At 28.0% G+C, this 22,453-nt stretch carries 25 protein-coding genes; 23 read left to right on the forward strand and 2 right to left on the reverse strand.

Features of this window, described 5'->3' with window-relative positions; translation table 11 throughout:
- Nucleotides 1-97: 97 nt before the first annotated feature.
- The 21 genes from ACTG47_RS05865 (at nucleotide 98) to ACTG47_RS05965 (ending at nucleotide 18,760) form a co-directional block, all read left to right on the forward strand.
- On the forward strand, nucleotides 98-637 hold the full coding sequence (locus tag ACTG47_RS05865) for a GNAT family N-acetyltransferase (RefSeq protein WP_169466178.1): 540 nt from the start codon (nucleotides 98-100) through the stop codon (nucleotides 635-637).
- Nucleotides 638-725: 88 nt separating this feature from the next.
- A complete protein-coding gene (locus ACTG47_RS05870) occupies nucleotides 726-2,711 on the forward strand; it encodes a fructose-bisphosphatase class III (RefSeq protein ID WP_479926458.1) in 1,986 nt (661 codons plus the stop codon).
- Nucleotides 2,712-2,932: 221 nt separating this feature from the next.
- The gene (gene spoIIIAA / locus ACTG47_RS05875; RefSeq protein ID WP_479926459.1) at nucleotides 2,933-3,901 is read left to right on the forward strand and encodes a stage III sporulation protein AA; all 969 of its coding nucleotides are present in this window, start codon (nucleotides 2,933-2,935) and stop codon (nucleotides 3,899-3,901) included.
- The gene (locus ACTG47_RS05880) at nucleotides 3,891-4,412 is read left to right on the forward strand and encodes a stage III sporulation protein AB (RefSeq protein ID WP_169466174.1); all 522 of its coding nucleotides are present in this window, start codon (nucleotides 3,891-3,893) and stop codon (nucleotides 4,410-4,412) included. The genes spoIIIAA and ACTG47_RS05880 overlap by 11 nt, the downstream gene beginning before the upstream one ends.
- A 17-nt stretch (nucleotides 4,413-4,429) precedes the next feature.
- Nucleotides 4,430-4,627: a stage III sporulation protein AC gene (gene spoIIIAC / locus ACTG47_RS05885; protein WP_009888937.1), complete on the forward strand. Its 198-nt coding sequence runs from the start codon at nucleotides 4,430-4,432 to the stop codon at nucleotides 4,625-4,627.
- A gap of 24 nt (nucleotides 4,628-4,651) precedes the next feature.
- Nucleotides 4,652-5,029 (forward strand): stage III sporulation protein AD, encoded by a 378-nt coding sequence (gene spoIIIAD, locus ACTG47_RS05890; protein WP_003428424.1) that lies wholly within the window; start codon nucleotides 4,652-4,654, stop codon nucleotides 5,027-5,029.
- An 82-nt stretch (nucleotides 5,030-5,111) separates the two neighbouring features.
- Nucleotides 5,112-6,317, forward strand: a complete 1,206-nt coding sequence (gene spoIIIAE / locus ACTG47_RS05895; RefSeq protein ID WP_054269703.1) for a stage III sporulation protein AE — start codon at nucleotides 5,112-5,114, stop codon at nucleotides 6,315-6,317.
- A gap of 57 nt (nucleotides 6,318-6,374) precedes the next feature.
- The gene (locus ACTG47_RS05900) at nucleotides 6,375-6,992 is read left to right on the forward strand and encodes a stage III sporulation protein AF (protein WP_479926460.1); all 618 of its coding nucleotides are present in this window, start codon (nucleotides 6,375-6,377) and stop codon (nucleotides 6,990-6,992) included.
- Nucleotides 6,993-7,003: 11 nt separating this feature from the next.
- On the forward strand, nucleotides 7,004-7,558 hold the full coding sequence (locus ACTG47_RS05905) for a stage III sporulation protein AG (RefSeq protein WP_169466170.1): 555 nt from the start codon (nucleotides 7,004-7,006) through the stop codon (nucleotides 7,556-7,558).
- Between the two features lie 26 nt (nucleotides 7,559-7,584).
- A complete protein-coding gene (locus ACTG47_RS05910) occupies nucleotides 7,585-8,271 on the forward strand; it encodes a SpoIIIAH-like family protein (protein ID WP_479926461.1) in 687 nt (228 codons plus the stop codon).
- Between the two features lie 109 nt (nucleotides 8,272-8,380).
- Nucleotides 8,381-8,743 carry an Asp23/Gls24 family envelope stress response protein gene (locus tag ACTG47_RS05915; RefSeq protein ID WP_021383951.1) on the forward strand — a complete coding sequence of 121 codons (363 nt, stop codon included), beginning with the start codon at nucleotides 8,381-8,383 and terminating at the stop codon, nucleotides 8,741-8,743.
- Nucleotides 8,744-8,828: 85 nt separating this feature from the next.
- Nucleotides 8,829-9,335, forward strand: a complete 507-nt coding sequence (gene nusB, locus ACTG47_RS05920; protein WP_479926462.1) for a transcription antitermination factor NusB — start codon at nucleotides 8,829-8,831, stop codon at nucleotides 9,333-9,335.
- Nucleotides 9,319-10,389 (forward strand): O-sialoglycoprotein endopeptidase, encoded by a 1,071-nt coding sequence (locus ACTG47_RS05925; protein WP_479926463.1) that lies wholly within the window; start codon nucleotides 9,319-9,321, stop codon nucleotides 10,387-10,389. Before nusB ends, ACTG47_RS05925 begins: the two co-directional genes overlap by 17 nt.
- Entirely contained in the window at nucleotides 10,386-11,591 is a 1,206-nt protein-coding gene (gene xseA, locus ACTG47_RS05930) for an exodeoxyribonuclease VII large subunit (protein WP_479926464.1), read from the forward strand. Before ACTG47_RS05925 ends, xseA begins: the two co-directional genes overlap by 4 nt.
- A 1-nt stretch (nucleotide 11,592) precedes the next feature.
- Complete coding sequence (gene xseB / locus ACTG47_RS05935; RefSeq protein WP_169466160.1) at nucleotides 11,593-11,808, forward strand: exodeoxyribonuclease VII small subunit; 216 nt, start codon at nucleotides 11,593-11,595, stop codon at nucleotides 11,806-11,808.
- Between the two features lie 2 nt (nucleotides 11,809-11,810).
- Nucleotides 11,811-12,698, forward strand: a complete 888-nt coding sequence (locus tag ACTG47_RS05940; protein ID WP_479926465.1) for a polyprenyl synthetase family protein — start codon at nucleotides 11,811-11,813, stop codon at nucleotides 12,696-12,698.
- A gap of 29 nt (nucleotides 12,699-12,727) precedes the next feature.
- Entirely contained in the window at nucleotides 12,728-13,165 is a 438-nt protein-coding gene (locus ACTG47_RS05945) for a divergent PAP2 family protein (protein WP_021383959.1), read from the forward strand.
- Between the two features lie 33 nt (nucleotides 13,166-13,198).
- Nucleotides 13,199-15,064: a 1-deoxy-D-xylulose-5-phosphate synthase gene (dxs, locus tag ACTG47_RS05950; protein WP_479926466.1), complete on the forward strand. Its 1,866-nt coding sequence runs from the start codon at nucleotides 13,199-13,201 to the stop codon at nucleotides 15,062-15,064.
- Nucleotides 15,065-15,189: 125 nt separating this feature from the next.
- Nucleotides 15,190-16,002 (forward strand): TlyA family RNA methyltransferase, encoded by an 813-nt coding sequence (locus ACTG47_RS05955; RefSeq protein WP_479926467.1) that lies wholly within the window; start codon nucleotides 15,190-15,192, stop codon nucleotides 16,000-16,002.
- A gap of 19 nt (nucleotides 16,003-16,021) precedes the next feature.
- Nucleotides 16,022-17,701 (forward strand): DNA repair protein RecN, encoded by a 1,680-nt coding sequence (gene recN, locus ACTG47_RS05960; RefSeq protein ID WP_169466152.1) that lies wholly within the window; start codon nucleotides 16,022-16,024, stop codon nucleotides 17,699-17,701.
- 192 nt (nucleotides 17,702-17,893) lie between these two features.
- Nucleotides 17,894-18,760, forward strand: a complete 867-nt coding sequence (locus ACTG47_RS05965) for a hypothetical protein (protein WP_479926468.1) — start codon at nucleotides 17,894-17,896, stop codon at nucleotides 18,758-18,760.
- Between the two features lie 83 nt (nucleotides 18,761-18,843).
- On the opposite strand, the gene ACTG47_RS05970 is transcribed toward ACTG47_RS05965, so the two are convergent.
- Nucleotides 18,844-19,335, reverse strand: a complete 492-nt coding sequence (locus tag ACTG47_RS05970; RefSeq protein WP_479926469.1) for a GNAT family N-acetyltransferase — start codon at nucleotides 19,333-19,335, stop codon at nucleotides 18,844-18,846.
- Nucleotides 19,336-19,395: 60 nt separating this feature from the next.
- Nucleotides 19,396-19,836 (reverse strand): GNAT family N-acetyltransferase, encoded by a 441-nt coding sequence (locus ACTG47_RS05975; RefSeq protein WP_479926470.1) that lies wholly within the window; start codon nucleotides 19,834-19,836, stop codon nucleotides 19,396-19,398.
- Nucleotides 19,837-19,996: 160 nt separating this feature from the next.
- On the opposite strand from ACTG47_RS05975, the gene ACTG47_RS05980 reads away from it, so the two are divergent.
- Nucleotides 19,997-21,058 carry a SpoIVB peptidase S55 domain-containing protein gene (locus tag ACTG47_RS05980; RefSeq protein WP_479926471.1) on the forward strand — a complete coding sequence of 354 codons (1,062 nt, stop codon included), beginning with the start codon at nucleotides 19,997-19,999 and terminating at the stop codon, nucleotides 21,056-21,058.
- Nucleotides 21,059-21,207: 149 nt separating this feature from the next.
- Entirely contained in the window at nucleotides 21,208-22,032 is an 825-nt protein-coding gene (gene spo0A, locus ACTG47_RS05985; RefSeq protein WP_021383996.1) for a sporulation transcription factor Spo0A, read from the forward strand.
- Nucleotides 22,033-22,453: the final 421 nt, after the last annotated feature.

A 22,453-nucleotide genomic window follows, 5' to 3' on the forward strand; every position in this document is an offset into this window, starting at 1 on the left:
TAACCTTATATTGTTATTAATACATGAAAAATATTGTAATAGGTTAAAAACAATAGTATTATGTTTATAGATAAAAAACTTGTTAGGAGGTAAATTTATGCCAACAATAACTTTAAAAAATGGTGTGGACATACTTATTAGAGAAGGAGTAAAAGAAGATGCTCAAAACATTATAGATTTTTATAATGAAGTGGGTGGAGAAACTCATTTTCTTTCATTTGGAAAAGATGAATATAAAGTATCTTTAGAGGAACAAGAAAATGCTATAGAAGCAGCAAAGGCATCTGATAATTCAGTAAAACTGATTGCATTTATAGATAGTGAGATAGTTGGTATTGCGACAATTGATTCTAATCAAAAAGCAAAAGGAAAACATGTTGGAGTATTAGGAATTGTTGTAAAAGAAAAATATTGGGGAATTGGATTAGGAAAAAGATTGATGCTAGACCTTATAGAATGGTGTAAATCAAATGGAATAACTAAGAAAATAACTCTTGTTACTAATGAAGAAAATCATAATGCTATAGGATTATACAAAAAGGTTGGATTTGAAGTAGAGAGTATATTAAAGAAAGAATGTTATTATAATGGTGTTTATACAGATTTAGTAGGAATGTCACTTTTATTAGGAATATAATTAGTGTACATTTTATCTCGAAAAAAGTATATTAAGTATGGTATAATTAAAAAAGAATATAACTTAATATAATTTTGGAGGACGAATTATGAAAAATCTGTGTAAAATATCAGATGATTATTTAAACAGCAAACTGAAGTATTTAAAGTTATTATCAAAACAATATCCAAGTATATCAAAAGCAAGTACAGAAATAATAAATTTAGAGGCTATATTAAATCTTCCAAAGGGAACAGAACATTTTATAACAGATGTACATGGCGAATATGAGCCATTTGTGCATGTATTAAAAAATGGTTCTGGTGTAATAAAGAGAAAAATAGAAGAATTGTTTTCAAACACAATAAGAGATAGTGAGAAAAAGATGTTAGCAACTCTTGTATATTATCCTGAACAAAAGTTAGACCTAATAATTAAGCAAGAGGAAAATATAGATGATTTTTATAGAATAAATATTTATAGACTTATAGAACTTTGTAAGTATGCTTCTAGCAAATATACTAGGTCCAAAGTTAGAAAACTTTTGCCAGAAAATTTTAAATACATAATAGAAGAAGTTTTACATGAACATGTCAAGAGTGAACATAAAGAAGAGTACTATAAAAGTATAGTTGAAACAATAGTCAACATAGGGATAGCAAAAGAATTTATAATTGCTATTTCTACAGTTATACAAAAATTAGTTGTTGATAGATTGCATGTAATAGGGGATATTTACGATAGAGGTCCAAGACCAGATATAATTGTTGACAAACTTATTGAACACCATTGTGTAGATATTCAATGGGGAAATCATGATATATTATGGATGGGTGCAGCGTCAGGTGAAAAAACTTGTATAGCAAATGCTCTTAGAATATCAGCTAGATATGCTAATTTAGACATTGTAGAAGACATATATGGGATAAATCTATTACCTTTAGCCACTTTTGCTATAGAGATGTATAAGGATGACCCTTGTAAAGAATTTATTCCAAAGATTAATGACCAAAGTGTAACAATAACAGAAAAGTCTTTGATGGCGAAGATGCACAAGGCAATAAGTATAATCCAATTTAAACTAGAGGGTGAAGTTATAAGAAGAAGACCTGAGTTTGAGATGGAACATAGACTTTTGCTTAATATGATAAATTATGATGAAGGTACAATTACTTTAAATAGCAAAACATATAAATTAAAAGACACTTATTTGCCTACAATAGACAAAAAAGACCCATATAAATTAACAATAGAAGAAAAAAATGTTATTGATAAATTAGTATCCTCCTTTAGAGGGAGTGAAAAACTACAAAAGCATGTTTCATTTTTATTTTCTAAAGGAAGTATATACTTAAAGGCAAACTTAAACTTACTGATTCATGGATGTGTACCATTAAATGAAGATGGAAGTTTTATGTCTATGAATATAATGGGAAAAGAGTATAAAGGGAAGGCTCTTATGGACAAAATGGAATCTTTAGCAAGAGAAGGCTTCTTCTTTAAAGATAAGGCAGAAGAAAAATTATATGGTATGGATATTATGTGGTATTTGTGGACTGGAAAATGTTCATCATTATTTGGTAAAGATGATATGACAACATTTGAAAGATATTTTATAGCAGAAAAAGAGACTCATAAAGAAAATAAGAACCCGTATTTTAAGCTTAGAGAAAATGAAATGGCTTGTAAAAGAATATTTGAAGAGTTTGATTTAGAACTTGATGAATCACATATAATAAATGGTCATGTTCCTGTGGAAAGTAAAAATGGAGAGAGCCCAATAAAAGCTAATGGTAAAATTCTTGTTATAGATGGTGGTTTTTCTAGAGCGTATCAAAAAACTACTGGTATAGCTGGATACACTTTGATATATAATTCTAGAACTCTACAATTAGTATCACATGAACCATTTAATTCAGCTGAAGAAGCTATTGCAAATGAAAGCGATATTTTATCAACAACTGTTGTGGTAGAGCATAAGGCAAAAAGAAAAATGGTGAGAGATACCGATGAAGGAGTAAAAATACAAGAAGAAATAGAAGATTTAAAACTCCTTTTAATGGCTTATAAAAAAGGACTAATAAAAGAAATGTAGATATTATAAAGACACTTCATAGTTGAAGTGTCTTTTTTATTGAGTAATATATTATAAAGATTAATAATAGTAATTTAACAGAGCTTACTTACTAGGTGAATCCTATATAAATGGTTTCACTTTTTTTATTGATAAAGGTTATTTTAAAAAATATATATGTTTTGGTAATATTCCTTGTCCTTTATAAATAGAATTATATAAACAAAGGAGGAGGACAAGAAATGAATAAACTTTCTGATGAAATAATAAACTCTCTTTCTACAACTATAAGAGAAAAGGTAGAAAAAATCTCAAACAATAATCTAAATATAGAAGAAATTAGGTTACGCTCACAAAAACCATTGATACTAAATGCAAACTCTAAGGATTATTTTTATAATCAAAAAACTATGACACTTGATTTAAATCAACAAGACTCATATGTGGTGACAAGAGAAGATGTAGAGCAAACTTTTCAAATAATATGTAAATACTCAATACATTCATTTATGGATGACATAAAAAAAGGATTTATAACTTTGAGAGGAGGGCATAGGGTAGGATTAGTCGGGAAAGCAATAGTAGAAGATGGACAAGTCAAAAATATAAAACATATATCATCTTTAAATATAAGGGTATCAAGAGAAATAATTGGATGCTCAAATAAGATTTTAAGTCATATCATAAATGGAAAAAATCAGATTAATAATACTTTGATAATATCACCACCTCAATGTGGAAAAACAACGTTAATAAGAGACATAGTGAGGAATTTAAGTAATGGTAATGAAGATTATGGTTTTAAAGGCTTAAAAGTAGCCCTAGTGGATGAACGTAATGAGATAGCAGGTGCTTATCTAGGCGTCCCACAAATGGATGTTGGAATAAGGACTGATATAATAGAAACTTGTCCAAAAGACTTGGGTATTACGATGCTTTTAAGGTCTATGTCACCAAATGTTATTGTGACAGATGAGATTGGAAGTGAAAAAGAGATAAAGGCATTATATACAGCACTAAATGGAGGAATAGGACTAATAACTACTGTACATGGAGATTCAATAGATGATATACAAAATAGAAAAGAATTAAATAGGCTTCTAGATAAAGAATTATTTAAAAAAGTTATAATTCTTTCTGCCAAAAGAGGTGCAGGAACAATTGAAAAAATTTATGATTTAGAAGAAAAGAGATGGTATTTTGCAAATTAAGATAATTATTGTAGCTCTTTTAATAGGAAGTAGTTATTTGATAGGTGAACATATATACAAGACTTATACTCGTAGACATAAACAATTGAATGATTTAATAAGAGTTTTAGAAATATTAAGGATGGATTTATCTTTTGGACTTTATACATTAGAGGAGATTTTTAAGAGGATAGGTGGAAATAAAGAGTTTTGTTTTTGGAAGTTTTTTCTTCAAATATCAGAGGAACTTCACAACGAACAAGGCAAAACTTTAGAAATGATAATATCAGAAAATCTTGATATTTTAAACAAAGAAACTTATCTAGGTAATAAAGAAATCGAGGAGTTAAAAAATCTAATACTTACTCTAGGTAAAAGTGACATAGAGTCACAACAAAGAATGATAGATTTATCTATAGAAAATTTAAAAAAGCAGACCTATGAGACAAAAGAAGACATAAACAAAAAAGGTGTATTGTATAAAAAATTAGTCACATTCATAGGCATAGGTATATGTATTATATTGATTTAAATATGGGGAGGTTTATTATGGAGATATCATTGATATTAAAAGTTGCAGGTGTTGGGATTCTAATATCAGTATTGAATATGATATTGGAAAAAACAGATAGAAAAGATTGGGCAGGTCTTACTACATTGGCAGGTGTAATAATCGTATTGGGGATGGTAATAACAGAAATAAGTGATTTATTTAATACTGTAAGAACAATGTTTCAACTTTACTAAAGAGGAGGGAGTAATTTGGAAATAATGCAATTAATAGGAATTGCAATCATTTCAACTACACTCTGTTTAGTAATTAAAAAAGATAGACCAGAAATAGCAAATTTCATAGCGATAATAACTGGAGTAATAATACTATTATCAGTTATGTTTAAGCTGAACTTTATAGTAGATAGCATACAAGATTTAGCTAATAAAGCTAATATCCCAACTATGTATATATCCTTAATCATAAAATTAATTGGGATAGCATATTTAATGGAATTTGCAATACAACTTTGCAAAGATTGTGGGGAAGGAAATATTGCTTCAAAGTTAGAATTTGGAGGAAAAATAATAGTTATGTCAATGTCTTTCCCTATACTTCTATCCATTGTAGAAATGGTAGTGAACATAATTCCATAGTTGTGTATCTTAAGAACTATAGGTATATTAAAGAGATTTCGTTGTATTGAGGTTTATAGAGTGAAGAGAGGCATGGTTGCTTATGAAGAAAAGATTTTTACCAATGATTATAGGTTTTGTATTTACTTTCTTTTTTATAAATATCTTTGCTATTATGATATTCGCTAATGAAGTACCAAGTAGTGAAGATAAGGAATATGGTGAAACAAAAAATAGCATAGATAAATATATAGATGGTCAGTTAGACAAGCTAGATATAAATGAAATTCAAGACTATATAAATAAGGAAATAGTTATTAATGATGTTAATTTAAAATCGTTTGTAAAAGATTTAATTAGTGGCAAAAAAAATATTTTAGATTTATTCAATAAAGATGGACTGAAGATATTGATGTTTGATGAATTTAAAGCAAGTTTAAAGGTAGTAGCAGTGATTTTGGTACTGGCTTTACTATCATCTATTTTAAAAAGTTTAGAAAACTCTTTTTCATCAGGTGCAGTAAGTCAAATTGCAACATATATAATATTTATCACAATGGTATCGCTCACACTTGTTGGATTTAAAGATGTATTACAGATTTGCTATGATGCAATAGACCATACTGTAGGTCTTATGCAAGTTATAATGCCAATATTGATAACATTTTTACTTTTAATTGGATTTCCAATAACATCTACTACTTTGAATCCTATTTTTATAGGAGGAGTAACATTTATAAACGTATTTTTTAAAAACTTTTTATTTGTGTCAATTACTGTTGCATTTGGGATTTTAATAATAAACAATTTATCAAAAAATATAAGGTTAAAGCGATTTTTCTCATTTGTAAAACAAATAAATTATGTTTCTATTGGAGCGATGTTTACCGTTTATTTAGGGCTTGTATCTATACAAGGATTGTATGTAACTAGTTTTGATAAATTCAGTGTCAAGACTGCTAAATTTGCTATAGGCAATTTTATTCCTGTTGTAGGTGGATTTGTATCTGATTCTGTAGATATTCTATTATCTTCATCTCAGCTTATAAAAAACATATTTGGAGGAATAGGGCTTATCCTACTTGTTGGAATTTGTTTACTTCCAGTTATAAAAATTTTATCAGTTATAGTAGTATACAAGTTAGCTGCAATAATTGTAGAGCCAGTCGGAGAAGATGGAATATCTAATTTTTTAAATGAAGTTGCAAATCTAATGATAATAATGCTAGCATCAGTAATTGCTATAACAATAATGTTCTTTGTGACTGTAGCTATCTTGACCTCGATAAGTGTTGTAAGTCAAGGATAATATATATCAATATAAAAGGATTACATTGAAATTAAAGTTTGTAGAGAGGGGGAAGCTATGTTAGAGGGCATAAAGGCATGGATTGTTAGTGTTTTAATAGGAGCATTTATAGTAAATATAGTAGATATGATTTTACCAAGTTCTAAGATAAAACCTTATGTCAACTTAGTTTTAAACTTTATGTTTGTATTTATTGTAATAACTCCAGTAGTAGGATTTTTCTCAAAAGATATGAGCCTAGAAGATAGAATCTTGAAGTCTATGGGCAACTATAACAAACAATATGTAGATAGTACAAATGCTTTAGCAAAAGAAACTGGAAATAACAATTTATCCAAGGGATATGAGGACGGTTTAAAAGAAGTACTTAAATTAAAACTAGATGAATATGGTTATGATTTAGAAGATATAGAGCTTAACGGAGCAAATATAAATAATATAAAAATAAAAGAAAAAAATGATAGTACAAAAAGTAATGGCAATATTGATGAAGAAAATAAAAATAATAGTACTAAAGAGGATGGAGAAAACATAAACTCTAATGACAAAGAAAATTCTAAACAAGTTTTTAAAAAAGGTACAGAATATGGACTGAATCTAAACGAAAAAAAATTAAAAAATGACTTAATAAAGGTGCTTGATGTTTCTATAGAAGATATACAAATTGATAAATAGGAGTTGGGAGAATGTTGAAAAACTTGAATGACAAAGATAAGAGAAAGGTATATTCACTAATAACTATAGCTGGAATTTGTGTGGTGTCATTAGTCTTATTATCTTGTTTTCCTAGTAGCAAAAGTGATAAACAAGTTGGAAAAACAGATGCTAACAAAAATACTGAAAAACAAGTTACTAAAGAACAAGAAAAAGATGATTTAGAATCAAAGTTAACAGCAATACTATCTAAAATTGATGGTGCAGGGGATGTTGATGTAATGGTTACATTTGAATCAAGTGAAGAAATACAACCTGCCTTTAATTCAAATCAGACAACAGAGACAACAGAGGAAAAAGATGCACAAGGAGGAGAAAGAACAGTTACGACTTCTAGTGAAAATAAAACAATGATAACTTCAAATTCAAGTGACCCTGTAGTTATAAAGACTACAGAGCCAAAGATAAAGGGAGTGATAGTAGTAGCAAGTGGAGCTAATGACCCAAGTGTGAAAGAAACACTTTATAGTGCAGTACAAACATCATTACAAGTAGCTGGACATCAAGTAGAAATATATTCTAAATAAATACATATAACCGGGGGGATAAATGAATGAAGTTTAATTATAAGGGAAGAGGATTTGTAATAATAACTTTAACTGCAATGTTAGTTGTAGTAGGAACAGTGAATTATCAATTGAGTAAGAAGTCTTTATTAGAAACATCAAAAGAGTTTAAGGCATACGAAGAAGCTCAATTACAGAAAAATACTGACGATAGTGATAGTAGTAAAAAAGAAGATTCTAGTAATGTGAATAAACAAGATGGGAAAGAGAGTGCTGATATTGAAATGGTTGACAGTAAAGCTAGTAAAGTAAAAGAAAAGGTAACTGAAACAAGTAAAGAAATAAAAGCTCAACTATCATCTGAGAAAAATATGAAAAAAGCATCTTATATTTTAGATATGAAAATGAATAGAGAAAAGCAAAGAAATGAATTAGTTCAAGATTTAAATGAAATGATAAATAATCCATCTACAACAGAAGAATCTAGAAAAGAAGCTTCTAATATGAAATTAAATATAGTTAAGATTCAAGAAAAAGAACTTCAAATAGAAAATCTCTTGAGTACAAAAGGATATGAAGAAGCATTGGTTTATATAAGTGATAGCAAAGTCAATGTGGTAGTAAATGAAGCTAAATTAGATAAGAAAGATGCAGCAAAAATATTTGACTTAGTTGCAGAACAAGCTAATGTAAAGTATGAAAATATTAAACTTACAAATAATAATAAAAAGTAAAAAATAAACCTCAGAATTAACTGAGGTTATTTTCTTGCAAAGTAGACTTGTATTTGGTATTATTATACTTATAAAAATAGTTCCTTAAAATCAGGAGGTAAGTTTTAATATGGAAGATAATAAGTTTGGACAAGTAAAAATATCTAATGATGTAATAGCTACAATAGCTGGTCTAGCAGCATTAGAAGTTGAAGGCATAGAAACTACAGCAACATTAACAGATAAGTTGTTAAAAAATAATGGAGTAAAAATACAAATAGAAGAAGAGGATGTTAATTTAGATGTAATGGTTATGATAAAATATGGGATGTCAATACCAGATACAGCTTTTAAAGTTCAAGAAAATGTAAAAAATACTGTTGAGACAATGACAGGACTGAAGGTTTCTCAAGTAAATATACACATTCAAGGAATCAGCTTTAAGAAAGATAAAGTTGATAAAGAAGAAGCAAAAGCAACTAAGAAAAATTAATATTAGCCCTCTGAAAAGTCAGAGGGTTTTTTGTTGGCATTTGATTTTTATATAGATAATTAAACTTAAAGGAGAATTTTGATTGATGAAAAAGGATAGGGCACAAAAGAGTACAACAAGAGAATATATAATGAAACTTATATATCAAATAAATATTAATAAGGAAGATTTTGAAGCTTTAGGTGGTAAAGTAGATACTTTTTTAAATGATAATTCAGAACATATTATAAATAGATATGAAGAGCTTGCACTTCAGTATTCAAATAATGCAAATTTAAAGTTAGAAGATACTAAACTTGAAGATGTTATAGACAGAAAATATATAAACAGAGTATGCAAGGAGCTAAAAGAAAATCATGATAAGATAGATGAGTTAATAAACAAGCATGCTAAAAACTGGACAGTAGATAGAATGCCAAAAGTAGATGTGTCTATACTTAGATTATCTGTATGTGAAATAGCTTATTTGGACACTCCTAATAAAGTATCAATAAATGAAGCTGTAGAACTTGCAAAGATATATTGTGATGATAAGTCTCCTAAATTTATAAATGGTATATTGGGAAGTGTTGTTGATGAAATCGAGAGATAATATAATAATTGGAATTGATACTAGCTGCTATACTACTTCTATAGCAGCTATCTCTTTAGATAAGAAAGTTATCTTTAATGAGAAAATAATGCTAGAAGTAAAAGAAAATACAAAAGGTCTAAGACAAAGTGAAGCTGTATTCCAGCATGTGAATAATTTAGGACTTCTAAGTGATAGAATAAAATCATTTAAAGATAAATTTAATATAGAAGGAATCTGTTCATCTATAAGACCTAGACCTGTTGAAAACTCATATATGCCTGTATTTAATGTAGGATATAATTTTGGAAAGTTACTATCAAGCATGTATGGTTGTAGATTTTATGAGACTACTCATCAAGAAAATCACATTGAAGCAAGTTTATTAAATAGTAAATTAAAAAACAATAATAGATTTATTTCCGTTCACATGTCTGGTGGCACTACAGAGATACTTTTAATAAGTAAACTCGATGATAATTATAATATATTGGATAATAACTTAGATGAAATTACCAAAATAAGTAATAAAAAAGAGGATAAAAGTAAGTTATATAATAATTTTGGATATAATATAGATATAATTGGAGGAAGTAAAGATATTAGCTTTGGTCAACTTATAGATAGAATAGGAGTTAAGTTGGGGTATAAGTTTCCTTCAGGAAAATATTTGGATGAAAATGCTTTAAATTGTAATTTTAAAATAGAAAGTGGTCTGAAAACTTCTGTGAGAGATGGATATATGAATTTATCTGGGTTAGAAAATCAGGTAAATAGGATTATAGAGAATAATAGAGATAATACTAATCAAAAAGAATATGTATCTAAATTAGTATTAGATTCAGTAGTTAGAAATATGTTTAAATCTTTAATATATTTATGTGAAACGTATAATGTAAATGAAGTAGTTTTTGCAGGTGGAGTTTCTGCAAGTAAGTATATTTTTAAAGAATTAAGTCTAAAATTAAGAAAAAAGCATATAGAAGCTCATTTTACAGAACCACAATATTCAACTGATAATGCTGTTGGGTGTGCTATAATAGGATTGAATAACTTTTTAGGAGAAAGAGTATGAAACTAAGAGCTTTAGATATAAGTGAAGCAAATTCATATATTAAAAGAATTTTAATAAACGACCCAATTCTTTCTAATCTTAAGGTTAAGGGAGAGATTTCTAATTTTAAGGTTCATAGTAGTGGGAATGTATATTTATCACTTAAAGATGAAACATCAAAGTTAAATTGTGTAATTTTTAAAAGTAATTTTAATCGTAATCTAAAATTAGACAATGGCGTGAAAGTTATAGCTAGTGGATACATATCGGTCTATGAAAGAGATGGTGCGTATCAATTATATATTAATGAAATTGAAATAGAGGGAATCGGAAATTTACACATAGAATTTAATAGATTAAAAGAAAAACTTAATAAAGAAGGGTTATTTGACTCTAAATATAAGATACCTATACCTAAAATGCCAAACTCAATTGGAGTTATAACATCTCCAACAGGTGCTGTTATAAGAGATATAATAAATGTGATAAAAAGAAGATATCCTAAAATTAACATAAAGCTTTATCCAGTAACAGTTCAAGGAGATAAATCAGCAGAAGAAATATGTGAAGCAATTAGATTTTTTAATCATATGAAGAATGTTGATACACTTATAATTGGTAGAGGCGGGGGTTCAATAGAAGAACTTTGGTCTTTTAATGATGAAATGGTAGCAAGAGAGGTTTTTAATTCTCAGATTCCAATAATATCAGCAGTTGGGCATGAAACGGATTTTACTATTTGTGATTTTGTATCAGATATGAGAGCACCAACACCATCAGCAGCAGCGGAGATTGCTACTCCATCATTAGATGATATAAATTACAAACTTGGCAACATAAAAAGTAGAATGAGTAAGTCTCTTACAAATCAAGTTGAGCTAGGCCAATACAAGTTAGAATCAGCATTTAACAAGATAAATAACTATTTGGATTCTTATACAATAAAAGATAAAGTTATACAATTAGATAAAATATATGATAAAATAATTTTTGGAATAGAAAATAATTTGAAATTAGAAGATGAGAAATTAATAAAGATTGGAGCATTGCTTCATAATTTAAGTCCATTAGCTACTATGGATAGAGGTTATAGTATAGCTCAAAAAGATGGAAAAGTAATAAACAGTATAAAAGGATTGAAGACAAAAGATAGTATAGATATAGTGTTAAAAGATGGAAATTTAGAATGTATGATAGATAAAATTGAAAATAAAGAGGTATAATATGAATTTAACCTATGAAGAAGCTTATAAAAGATTAGAGAGTATATTAAATGAGCTAGAGTCTAAAAATGCTAGCTTAGATGAATCTTTAAGCTTGTATGAAGAAGGTATAAGCCTTTATAAGCATTGTAATAAGCTTTTAGATGATGCTAAATTGAAAATAAGTAAATTTAATCAATTAGGAATAGAAGAAGACTTTAAATTTGAGGAGGAATAAAATTGGAATTTAAACAATGTCTGAAAGAAAAAGCAAGTTTTATAGAAAATGTACTTAAAGAATATATGCCTAAAGAAGAAGGGTATCAAAAAACTGTTATTGAGGCTATGAATTACAGTTTAAGTGCTGGTGGTAAGAGATTAAGACCCATACTTACACTAGAGGCTTGTAAGATAGTTGGAGGTAATGAAGAAGAAGCTATTCCCTTTGCTATGGCAATTGAAATGATACATACATATTCACTAATACATGATGATTTACCAGCTCTTGATAATGATGATTTAAGAAGAGGAAGACCAACAAATCATAAAGTATATGGAGAAGCTATGGGTATTTTGGCAGGAGACGCTTTATTGAACTATGCTTTTGAAGTTATGCTTTCAGGTTCAATCAATAAAGAAAATCCGGAAAAGTATCTAAAAGCTATAAATGAAATTGCCAAAGGTGCTGGAATATATGGCATGATAGGTGGTCAGGTAGTAGATGTAGAGAGTGAAAATAAACAAATTGAAAAAGAAAAATTAGACTATATACATATGAATAAAACTGCTGCAATGATGGTAGGTTGTATGAGAGCAGGAGCTACTATAGGTGGAGCTAATTCAGAACAGATGGAAGAAATAACTAAATATGCAAAAAATATCGGATTATCATTCCAAATAGTAGATGATATACTAGATATAGTGGGAGATGAAGCTAAATTAGGTAAGAAGGTTGGAAGTGATATAGAAAATCACAAGTCAACATACCCATCACTTTTAGGTTTAGATAAATCTAAAGAAATTGCATATAATTTGATTGATGAAGCAAATAAAAGTATAGAAAAATTATCTGATAATGTAGATTTTTTAAAGGGATTGGCTGAATATATAATAGATAGGGAATACTAAAATATACAGCTAAAATCGAGGAGGGAAAAATGGACTTTTTTTCGGAGATTTTTAACAATGGGGCTTTGGGAATAAGTCTGATTGCTTGTTTCTTAGCACAATTTATAAAAATATTTACTGGCAAGGAAAAAAGAATTGAGTTATCAAGAATACTTATTTCAGGAGGTATGCCTAGTTCCCATAGCTCTTTTGTTACAAGTTTAGCTACAGTGGTAGGTATTGAAAAAGGGTTTAATTCTACTGATTTTGCTATAATTACTGTGCTTGCCCTTATTATAATGTATGACGCAGCAGGTGTTAGACGGGCTGTAGGTAAACAAGCCATCATATTAAATCAAATAGTAGCGGATATACAGCATGGAAAGCATATAGAGCAGAAGAAATTAAAAGAATTAATAGGTCACACACCACTAGAAGTTTGGTTTGGAGCTTTACTTGGAATAGTAACAGCTTTAATATTGATGTAAATTTAAAATTTACAAAATAAAGGTGAGGATAATATGTATAAATATTTAGATAAGGTAAATTCTCCAAAGGATATAAAAAATATGAGCATAGAAGAAATGGATTTACTTGCAAAAGATATAAGAAAATTTTTAGTAAAATCTGTATCTAAGACAGGTGGTCACTTGGCTTCTAATTTAGGAGTAGTTGAGTTAACATTAGCACTTCATAAAGTGTTTGACAGCCCTAAAGATAAAATCGTATGGGATGTGGGACATCAATCTTATGTTCATAAAATAGTTACTGGAAGAAAAGATTGTTTTGTATCTTTGAGACAATTTAATGGACTAAGTGGTTTTCCAAAGGAGAGTGAAAGTCCTCATGATATTTTTGATACAGGACATAGTAGTACATCTATTTCTGTAGCTACAGGTATTGCCTGTGCTAGGGATATAAAAAAAGAAAACTATAGTGTTATATCTGTAATTGGAGATGGTTCTATAACTGGAGGTATGGCACTTGAAGCTTTAAATCAATTGGGATATATCAATACTAATATGATAGTAATCCTTAATGATAATGAAATGTCCATAGATAAAAATGTTGGTGGGATGTCTAAATATCTGTCAAGTATTATAAGAAACTCAACAGTTGAAAAAATGACAGATGAAGTTGATAAAATTCTAAATGTTACACCAACAGGTGAGATTTTATCTAAGACTGCACATAGATTTAAAGATAAGTTAATGTATAGCTTTTCGCCTCAAGATTGTTCATTTTTTGATTCATTAGGTATAAAATATTATGGTCCTATAGATGGGCATAACACTAAAGAGTTAATAGATATATTGAGAAAGGCTAAACATAAAAAAGGACCTGTGATTTTACATGTAATTACGAAAAAAGGAAAAGGATACAGATTTGCAGAGGAGCAACCTGATAAATATCATGGCGTATCAAAGTTTGATATAAAGACAGGAGTTATATCTTCAAAAGTTAAGTCTATGTCAGTTAGTGTTGGAGAAAAACTGGTTGATATGGCTAGTAATAATGAAGATATAGTAGCAATAACAGCTGCAATGCCATCTGGTACTGGGTTAAATTTATTTGAAAGTGCATACCCAAAAAGATATTATGATGTTGGTATAGCTGAACAGCATGCAACAGGATTTGCATCAGGTCTTGCGAAAAATGGTATGAAACCTTATTTTGCTGTGTATTCATCATTTTTGCAAAGAGCATATGACCAAATTATTCATGATGTATGTATAACTAAAAAGCCAGTTACTTTTCTTATAGATAGGGCTGGGTTAGTTGGAAATGATGGAGAAACTCATCATGGTATGTTTGACTTAAGTTACTTGAATTCTATTCCAAATATTGTAGTAATGGCACCAAAAGATACAAGAGAGATGGAACTTATGATGGATTTATCATTAGACTTAGATTACCCTTTAGCAATTAGATATCCAAGAGGAAATAGCTATTACCTACACAAGGGAGAATATAAAGAAATTGTATTAGGAAAGTATGAGATATTAGATGATGGACAAGATACAGTTATACTTTCTATTGGAAGTATGGTAAAACATGCTTTAGATGCTAAAGAGATATTGCTGAAAGAAGGAATAAATCCAACAATAGTTAATGCTAGATTCTTAAAGCCAATGGATGAAGATATGTTGAATGTTTTATTAAAGAATCATAAAAATGTAGTTACAATAGAAGATAACATTGTAACTGGAGGATTTGGAAGTAGAATAAACAAGTTTATTATAGATAATGAATATAAGGTAAATATACTTAATATAGCAATACCAGAAGAATTTATAAAGCATGGTAATGCAGATGAATTATATGATTTTGTAGGATTATCACCAGAGAGTATTGCTGATAAAATAAGGAAGTTAGTTATTAAATAAAAAGCTGATGAAAATATTATAAATTAAAACTGAGATAAAATTTATCAATTAAAATAAATATCAAGTGTGTTACTTCAAGCTACTTTAGTTATTATTAAAGTAGCTTTTAACAGAAAGGTAATTTTATGAAAAAGAGAATAGATTTACTGTTAGTAGAACAAGGTCATTTTGAAAGTAGAGAAAGAGCTAAAAAAGCAATAATGGCTGGTTTAGTTTTTGTTGATAATCAAAGATGTGATAAGGCTGGTACAGAAGTAAAAGAGGAATGTAACATAGAAGTAAAAGGAAATCCAATACCATACGTTAGTAGAGGTGGTTTGAAGCTTGAAAAAGCAATGAAAAACTTCGATTTAACTATTGAAGGAAAGGTATGTATGGATATAGGTGCATCTACAGGTGGCTTTACAGATTGTATGTTAAAAAATGGAGCAATAAAAGTATTCTCTATAGATGTTGGCTATGGTCAACTTGCTTGGAAATTGAGACAAGATGATAGAGTTGTATGTATGGAAAGGACCAATATAAGAAATGTGACAATAGAAGATACAAAGCAGTTTGCAGATTTTGCATCAATTGATGTCTCTTTTATATCATTAAAACTAGTACTTCCAAAAGCTAAGGAATTAGTACGTCATGATGGAGAAATTGTAGCTTTAATTAAACCTCAGTTTGAAGCAGGAAGAGAAAAAGTAGGTAAAAAAGGTGTAGTTAGAGAAAAATCTACACATATAGAAGTTATAAAAATGATTTCTGACTTTTCGGTTGGAAATGGATTTGAAATTTTAGGATTAGACTTTTCTCCAATTAAAGGACCTGAAGGAAATATAGAGTATTTAATTCATCTGAGAAATGGAAATGAAGGTTATGAGTTTGATAGTAACGCATACAATAAAAAAGTAGTGGAAGTCGTTGAGGCTTCTCATAATTTAGATAAATAGGTTAAAAGGGGGCTTAGACTTGATCCTCGAATTATATATGAAAAATTGTGCTTTAGTTGAAGAGCTAAGGTTGAGTATTGATAAAAATTTAAATATACTTACAGGTGAAACTGGTTCAGGAAAATCTATAATAATAGATGCGCTTGGACTTTGTCTAGGTGATAAATATGATAGGTCTTTTCTAAGAAAAGGAACAGACAAGGGACTTGTTGAGGCCGTATTTTTATCAGATAATATATATCTAAAAAAAATACTAGACGAAAATGATATAAGTATAGAAGATGACAATTTATTAGTCATAACTAGATTGATATATTCAGATGGAAAGAGCACTGCTAGAATAAATGGAAGAACTGTTAAAGTATCTCTTCTTAGAGAAATCGCATCAACACTTATAGATATACATGGTCAACATCAAAACCAAGCTTTATTTAATAAAGATACTCATTTGAAATTTTTAGACCTTTTTGGAGAGAATGAATTAGAAAAATTTAAAGTTGCCTATAAAAAAGTGTATAACAAGTATAGTGAAGTAAAAAAAGCTTTAAATTGTTTAACAGAAAATAAGGATGAAATGCAAATTCAAAGAGAAATAGATTTATTGAAATTTCAAATAAATGAAATTGAAGTAGCAAATTTAAATAAAAATGAATACGAAGATTTATTAAAGCAAAGAGAAGTTTACAGAAATAGTGAAAAGATATATAATAATTTAAATTTGAGTTATAGCAAGTTACATAATGGTGAGTATAATGTTATTGACCTAATAGGTCTTGCATCTAAAGAACTTAATGACATATCAAAATATGATAGTGTTTTGAGTGAATATAGTGATACTGTAGAAAGAATCATGTATGAATTACAAGATATATCTGGTGATATAAGAAATTACAAGGACAATATAGATTTTGAACCTTATGAGCTAGAGCAGATTGAACTTAGAATTGATGAGATTAACAACTTAAGAAGAAAATATGGCGATAGTATAGACGATATATTTGAGTATTATGAAAAGATAAAAGATAGATTAGATGAGATACTAAATAGAGATGAGAGAGTTGAACAATTAAAAAGTCAACTTATGAATATAGAAAAAGATTTAAAAATAAAAGCTAATAAATTAACTAAAGCAAGAACAGAAGTAGCAACTACTTTAGAGAAAATACTTCTTGATGAACTAAAAAGTCTAAATATGAAAAATGTAATGTTTAAAGTTAATTTTGAAGAAGGTCCATTTACTTTAAATGGAGTAGATGATATTGAATTTATGATATCTTTTAACTTAGGAGAAGATATTAAACCTATATATAAAGTTGCATCAGGTGGAGAGATGTCTAGATTTATGTTGGCATTTAAGACAATACTGGCTGATATAGATGACATTGATACATTGGTGTTTGATGAAATAGATACAGGTATAAGTGGTATAGCAGCACAAATTGTTGGTGAGAAATTGAGTGATATAGCAAAGAAGAAACAAATAATATGTATAACTCACTTACCTCAAATTGCAGCAAATGCTGACACTCATTATTGTATAGAAAAAGATACTTCAAATAATAGGACGTTTACTACTGTTAGTAAATTAAATCAATCTCAAAGAAAAAATGAAATTGCTAGGCTTATAGCAGGTAATAATATAACAGAGAAAACTATTGAACATGCAAGCGAAATCATTGAAATGGCTAAAAAATGCTAGTAAAGAAAGGTTGCTCTAAATAGATGTAGAGAATTTTCTATCTGAATACTTTACATCTATTTTTTATGATTAAATTATTTAATGAACACATTAAAAGCATAAAATTTCAAAGATATATAAATTTATAACTTTGAAATTTTTAAATGCTTAAGTATAATGTTAAGTATAAGGTATTAGTGAGGGGGGCATAAATTGAATAAAAAAAATACTATGCACTTAATTTTTACAATTGTAATTTTTATTTTATTATGGTACATGTTATTAATAATGAATGAAATTAATAAAAATGTAGACAACTATAATAATAAATTAGAGTACTTGTCACAAGAAATTATGAACACCAAGTCAGATATTAGTAACACAATAAATGAAGAAATGTCAAAAAGCTATATAACTAAAAGTATTGATTTAAAAGCTAAAAAGCTTGAAAAAGAAGAATGTATTATTGAGGTAGACATTCAATTGAGTAAGCTTGGTAAAGATGGCAAGGTATTTTTCATGTATAAAGAAGATAATGATAAATGGAATGAAATTGAAATGACAAAACATGGAGAATTATCATATGCTTGTGAGCTGAAAATAAAGACAGGAAGAGAATACGACTATAAAGTAGTCACAAGTGGCGCAATATCTGAAAGCTCAGATGTACAAAAGCTAACTACATCTGATTATATGCCTGAACAACCTGTATTTAATTCTGGAATAAGGGATAATAAAGAATATTTTATTGAAATAATAGAAAATAGTAATTTCTTAAATCATGAAAGTGAAAAGTCAAAAAATAAAGCTTATAATAATATCAGATTGAAAAGAGTAGATATTATTGTAAATGAAGGAAAAAAAGATACTGTATATAAAGCAAAATCTGTTAAAATTTCAGAGGATGATAAAGACAATAGTTCAAATAAAAATCAAATAAATTATGAAGCGACTTTTCCTAAAAGAGATATTGGAGATATAGTCTATATTAAAGCTAAGCTTACATACAATAATGGAGTAGAGTACATAAAGGATATAACTGAAGATATAACTATGAGTTTACAAGATTTAGAAAAATAAATACATAGATAAATAAACTTTGTCAGTAAAATAGAGTATAAATAAAATTGAAGTAGTTTTATTTATACTCTATTAAATAAAAGTTATAATTTTAATTCCATATATCTAGCTCCTTCAATCGGATTATAAGTATAAGGTTCTATATCATAGAAACCAAGCTTTTCATATAGTCCTTGAGCACTTTTCATACTTGGAAGAGTGTCTAATCTCATATATGTATATCCAATTTCTTTAGCTTCTTTAACAATTTCCTCTAATAGTATTTTTCCTATCTTTAGTCCTCTAAATTGATTTCTTACAAATAATCTTTTTAATTCACATACGTTGTCTTCAAGTTTTTTTAAAGCAACACAACCTGATAAATTTCCATCAACAAATGCTAATATCAATGAACCTGAAGGTTTTTTGTATTTTCCTGGAAGTGTTTTTAATTCGTTATTAAAGTCTTGAAAACATAAGTCTATATTTAGGGAATTTGAATATTCAGTAAATAAAACTTTTACATTTTCAAGATTTTCTAAGTCTTTTTCTTCAACAAATTTTAAACTTATATTTTGAGCCATTTTATCCATCATTATATAAATATATTTATATAATGATTTCACCTCCTTGATAGATGTATATTTTTGTTAATATCAATTAGATTTTAATACCATTACTTTTTCACCACCATAGTCAAGTTCTCCATTAAACTCAAATCCAAAATCTTTATAAAGCTTGATAGCTGTTTTGTTGTTATCAAATATGCTAAGATACAATTCATCACAAGTAAATTCTTTTTTTAGAAGGCTTATAAGAAAATTTAAGGATGCTTTTCCATATCCTTTGCCTTGATATTTTGAATCAATCATGAATCTATCAAGCCACACTCTATCATCTTCTAAGCGACCATACATGGCAAATCCTATTAATGAATTTTCATCATATATTCCTACAGGTATCCAAGCTGTTATAAATTTAGATTCAGCAATAGAAAGTGCATTACTTTCTATATAATCTAATTGATTTTTATCTACAGACAAATTAACTAAATCACGCCAATTATTTATGTCTGCAATTCTTACATTTAATTTCAATATATTACCGCCCTTCAAACTTTTTGTTACAATATAATACTATCATATTATATATTAAAAATCACTTAGTAAGATGTCTAATAAGGATTCTAAATGAATAAATTTTCTGGAAAAAGGAATTATAAATACATAATAATACAGCATAGGAGTAGATGAACATATGAACAAATCAAATAAAAATTTAAAAAATATTTGGATAATATTAGGAGCTGTATCGATTTTTATGATGGTTATAATCTTTCAAAATAAGAATTGTAATATGAATAAAGAGACTCCAATAGAAGCCTTTACAATTAAGAATCATGATAAAAAATTTGTATATCCACTTGGAAACATAGTTGGAGTAAAAGCCAATACAGATGGTGTATTGGTCTTAGGATATGAGGAAGAAGATGTAGATTATATTGGAGGCATACAAATTGGCGATAATATAGTAAAAATAGATAATAAAAGGATAAAAAATGGTCAAGATGTATCAGAAATTCTAAATAAAGCTAAGAAAAGTAAAGTTGAAGTGACTTTTGAGAGAAAAAATAAGTATAAGACAGAAGTAATAGAAACTAAAAAAGAGAATGGTAAATATAAACTTGGGCTTTGGGTAAGAGATAAGATATCTGGAATTGGAACTATGACCTTTTATGACCCTAGTATGGAAAAGTTCAAAGCAATCGGTCATGCCATAAAAGATTCGGATACTAATGAACTATTAAAAATAAAACAGGGATATATATATAAACCAGAAAAATTAAAAATATTAAAAGCTAGTAATGAAAAAATAGGGAAAATAAAAGGCGATTTTAATGATAGCAATTTAATGGGTAACTTCTCAAATAATTCAGAGTTAGGTATAAGTGGTAATATTACAGAAAAACAGAATAAAGAATTTAATTTAGCAAATAAAGAAATGCAATTAATAGAAGTGGGTAGACCACAGGATGTAAAAATAGGAGATGCAGTAATTCTTTTTGAAGATAAAAATAAAAATATAACAAGCTATGATATAAAAATAGAAAGTATAGTATATGATAAAGGAAATTATAGAGATATGGTAATAAAAGTAGTAGATGATAAGTTATTGGAATACACAGGAGGTATTGTGCAGGGGATGAGTGGAGCCCCAATAATACAAAATAATAAAATTATTGGTGCAATAACTCATGTTTTTAGAGATAATCCGAAAAAAGGATATGGTATTTTTATAGATGAAATGATAAAATTGTAGGTGAGGCATTAAAAAATTTTATTATTTTATTATTTTATCAATTATATAGAAGGAATATAATTTTGGAGTGTCGAATATGCTTTAGAGTAGATAATTAAGAAGTAATTGTGTAAAAAGTTTAGTTTTCTGTAATAAGAAGATGTTTTTTAATGGGGGGATTTTTAGTGGAAAAAATCAAAATAGTTTTAGCAGATGACAATAAGGATTTTTGTCAGGTATTAAAAGAGTATTTGTCTAATGAGGATGATATCGATATATTAGGCATAGCTAAGGATGGAATTGAAGCATTAGACTTAGTAAAAAAGACACAACCGGACTTATTAATATTAGACGTAATAATGCCACATCTAGATGGATTAGGTGTAATTGAAAAATTGAATACGATGGATATACCTAAAATGCCAAAAATAATAGTACTATCAGCAGTAGGTCAGGATAAGATAACTCAAAGCGCAATAAATCTAGGAGCAGATTACTACATAGTAAAGCCGTTTGATTTTGTTGTGTTTATAAACAGAATTAGGGAGTTGGTTTCTAATAGAGTCGCTCAAGTTGAGCCAAAGCCTAGACCAGTTCAAGAAACTCAAATGACTAGAAGTGATTTTGTTAAGAATGTAGGAAATATAGAAACAGAAATCACAAATATAATACATGAGATAGGAGTACCAGCTCATATAAAAGGATATTTATATTTAAGAGAAGCAATAAAAATGGTTATTGATAATGTTGAGCTTTTAGGTGCTGTAACAAAAGAGTTATATCCAAGTATAGCTAAAAAATTCAATACAACTCCAAGTAGAGTTGAGAGAGCAATAAGACATGCAATCGAGGTTGCGTGGAGTAGAGGAAAAGTTGACACAATAAATCAACTATTTGGATATACAGTACACAATACTAAAGGAAAACCAACTAACTCGGAATTTATAGCGATGATTGCTGATAAATTAAGACTAGAGCATAGTATGGTTAAATAAATAGACACAAAAAGTAAGGCTTTTTAATTAAGGCATTGGCGATAAATATGTATTACAAGTAGCGAAATGGTATAACCAGTAGGGTTATACTGTTTCGCTATTTTAATAAGCATAATTTTTTTTCTTTATTTTTTCTTTATTATTCGTTCAATATATTAATATAATAAATTTATTTATACTATGTTTATAGTATGTGTCATTATAAGTTGTAAAATGAAAGGAGTTTATTTTTAAAAATTGAATATTGAATAAAATATAAAAAACTTTATATTTTAAAGAATATTGTAGAATATGTTAAATAAAAAAATAATGGAATATAGTATTATAAATGCCAAAGATGCAAAACAAACTTAAAACATTTATTTTATTGTTAAGTAATGCTATAATATAATGTGATTTTAATAATGATAGTGGAGGTTTA

This window comes from Clostridioides sp. LIBA-6622 (genome assembly GCF_056716095.1).

Coding starts and splice junctions, on each gene's coding strand:
- ACTG47_RS05865 (WP_169466178.1), top strand. CDS start 98: ATGCCAACAATAACTTTAAAAAATGGTGTGGACATACTTATTAGAGAA.
- ACTG47_RS05870 (WP_479926458.1), top strand. CDS start 726: ATGAAAAATCTGTGTAAAATATCAGATGATTATTTAAACAGCAAACTG.
- spoIIIAA (WP_479926459.1), top strand. CDS start 2,933: ATGAATAAACTTTCTGATGAAATAATAAACTCTCTTTCTACAACTATA.
- spoIIIAC (WP_009888937.1), top strand. CDS start 4,430: ATGGAGATATCATTGATATTAAAAGTTGCAGGTGTTGGGATTCTAATA.
- spoIIIAD (WP_003428424.1), top strand. CDS start 4,652: ATGCAATTAATAGGAATTGCAATCATTTCAACTACACTCTGTTTAGTA.
- spoIIIAE (WP_054269703.1), top strand. CDS start 5,112: ATGAAGAAAAGATTTTTACCAATGATTATAGGTTTTGTATTTACTTTC.
- ACTG47_RS05900 (WP_479926460.1), top strand. CDS start 6,375: ATGTTAGAGGGCATAAAGGCATGGATTGTTAGTGTTTTAATAGGAGCA.
- ACTG47_RS05905 (WP_169466170.1), top strand. CDS start 7,004: ATGTTGAAAAACTTGAATGACAAAGATAAGAGAAAGGTATATTCACTA.
- ACTG47_RS05910 (WP_479926461.1), top strand. CDS start 7,585: ATGAAGTTTAATTATAAGGGAAGAGGATTTGTAATAATAACTTTAACT.
- ACTG47_RS05915 (WP_021383951.1), top strand. CDS start 8,381: ATGGAAGATAATAAGTTTGGACAAGTAAAAATATCTAATGATGTAATA.
- nusB (WP_479926462.1), top strand. CDS start 8,829: ATGAAAAAGGATAGGGCACAAAAGAGTACAACAAGAGAATATATAATG.
- ACTG47_RS05925 (WP_479926463.1), top strand. CDS start 9,319: ATGAAATCGAGAGATAATATAATAATTGGAATTGATACTAGCTGCTAT.
- xseA (WP_479926464.1), top strand. CDS start 10,386: ATGAAACTAAGAGCTTTAGATATAAGTGAAGCAAATTCATATATTAAA.
- xseB (WP_169466160.1), top strand. CDS start 11,593: ATGAATTTAACCTATGAAGAAGCTTATAAAAGATTAGAGAGTATATTA.
- ACTG47_RS05945 (WP_021383959.1), top strand. CDS start 12,728: ATGGACTTTTTTTCGGAGATTTTTAACAATGGGGCTTTGGGAATAAGT.
- dxs (WP_479926466.1), top strand. CDS start 13,199: ATGTATAAATATTTAGATAAGGTAAATTCTCCAAAGGATATAAAAAAT.
- ACTG47_RS05955 (WP_479926467.1), top strand. CDS start 15,190: ATGAAAAAGAGAATAGATTTACTGTTAGTAGAACAAGGTCATTTTGAA.
- ACTG47_RS05970 (WP_479926469.1), bottom strand. CDS start 19,335: ATGATGGATAAAATGGCTCAAAATATAAGTTTAAAATTTGTTGAAGAA.
- ACTG47_RS05980 (WP_479926471.1), top strand. CDS start 19,997: ATGAACAAATCAAATAAAAATTTAAAAAATATTTGGATAATATTAGGA.
- spo0A (WP_021383996.1), top strand. CDS start 21,208: ATGGGGGGATTTTTAGTGGAAAAAATCAAAATAGTTTTAGCAGATGAC.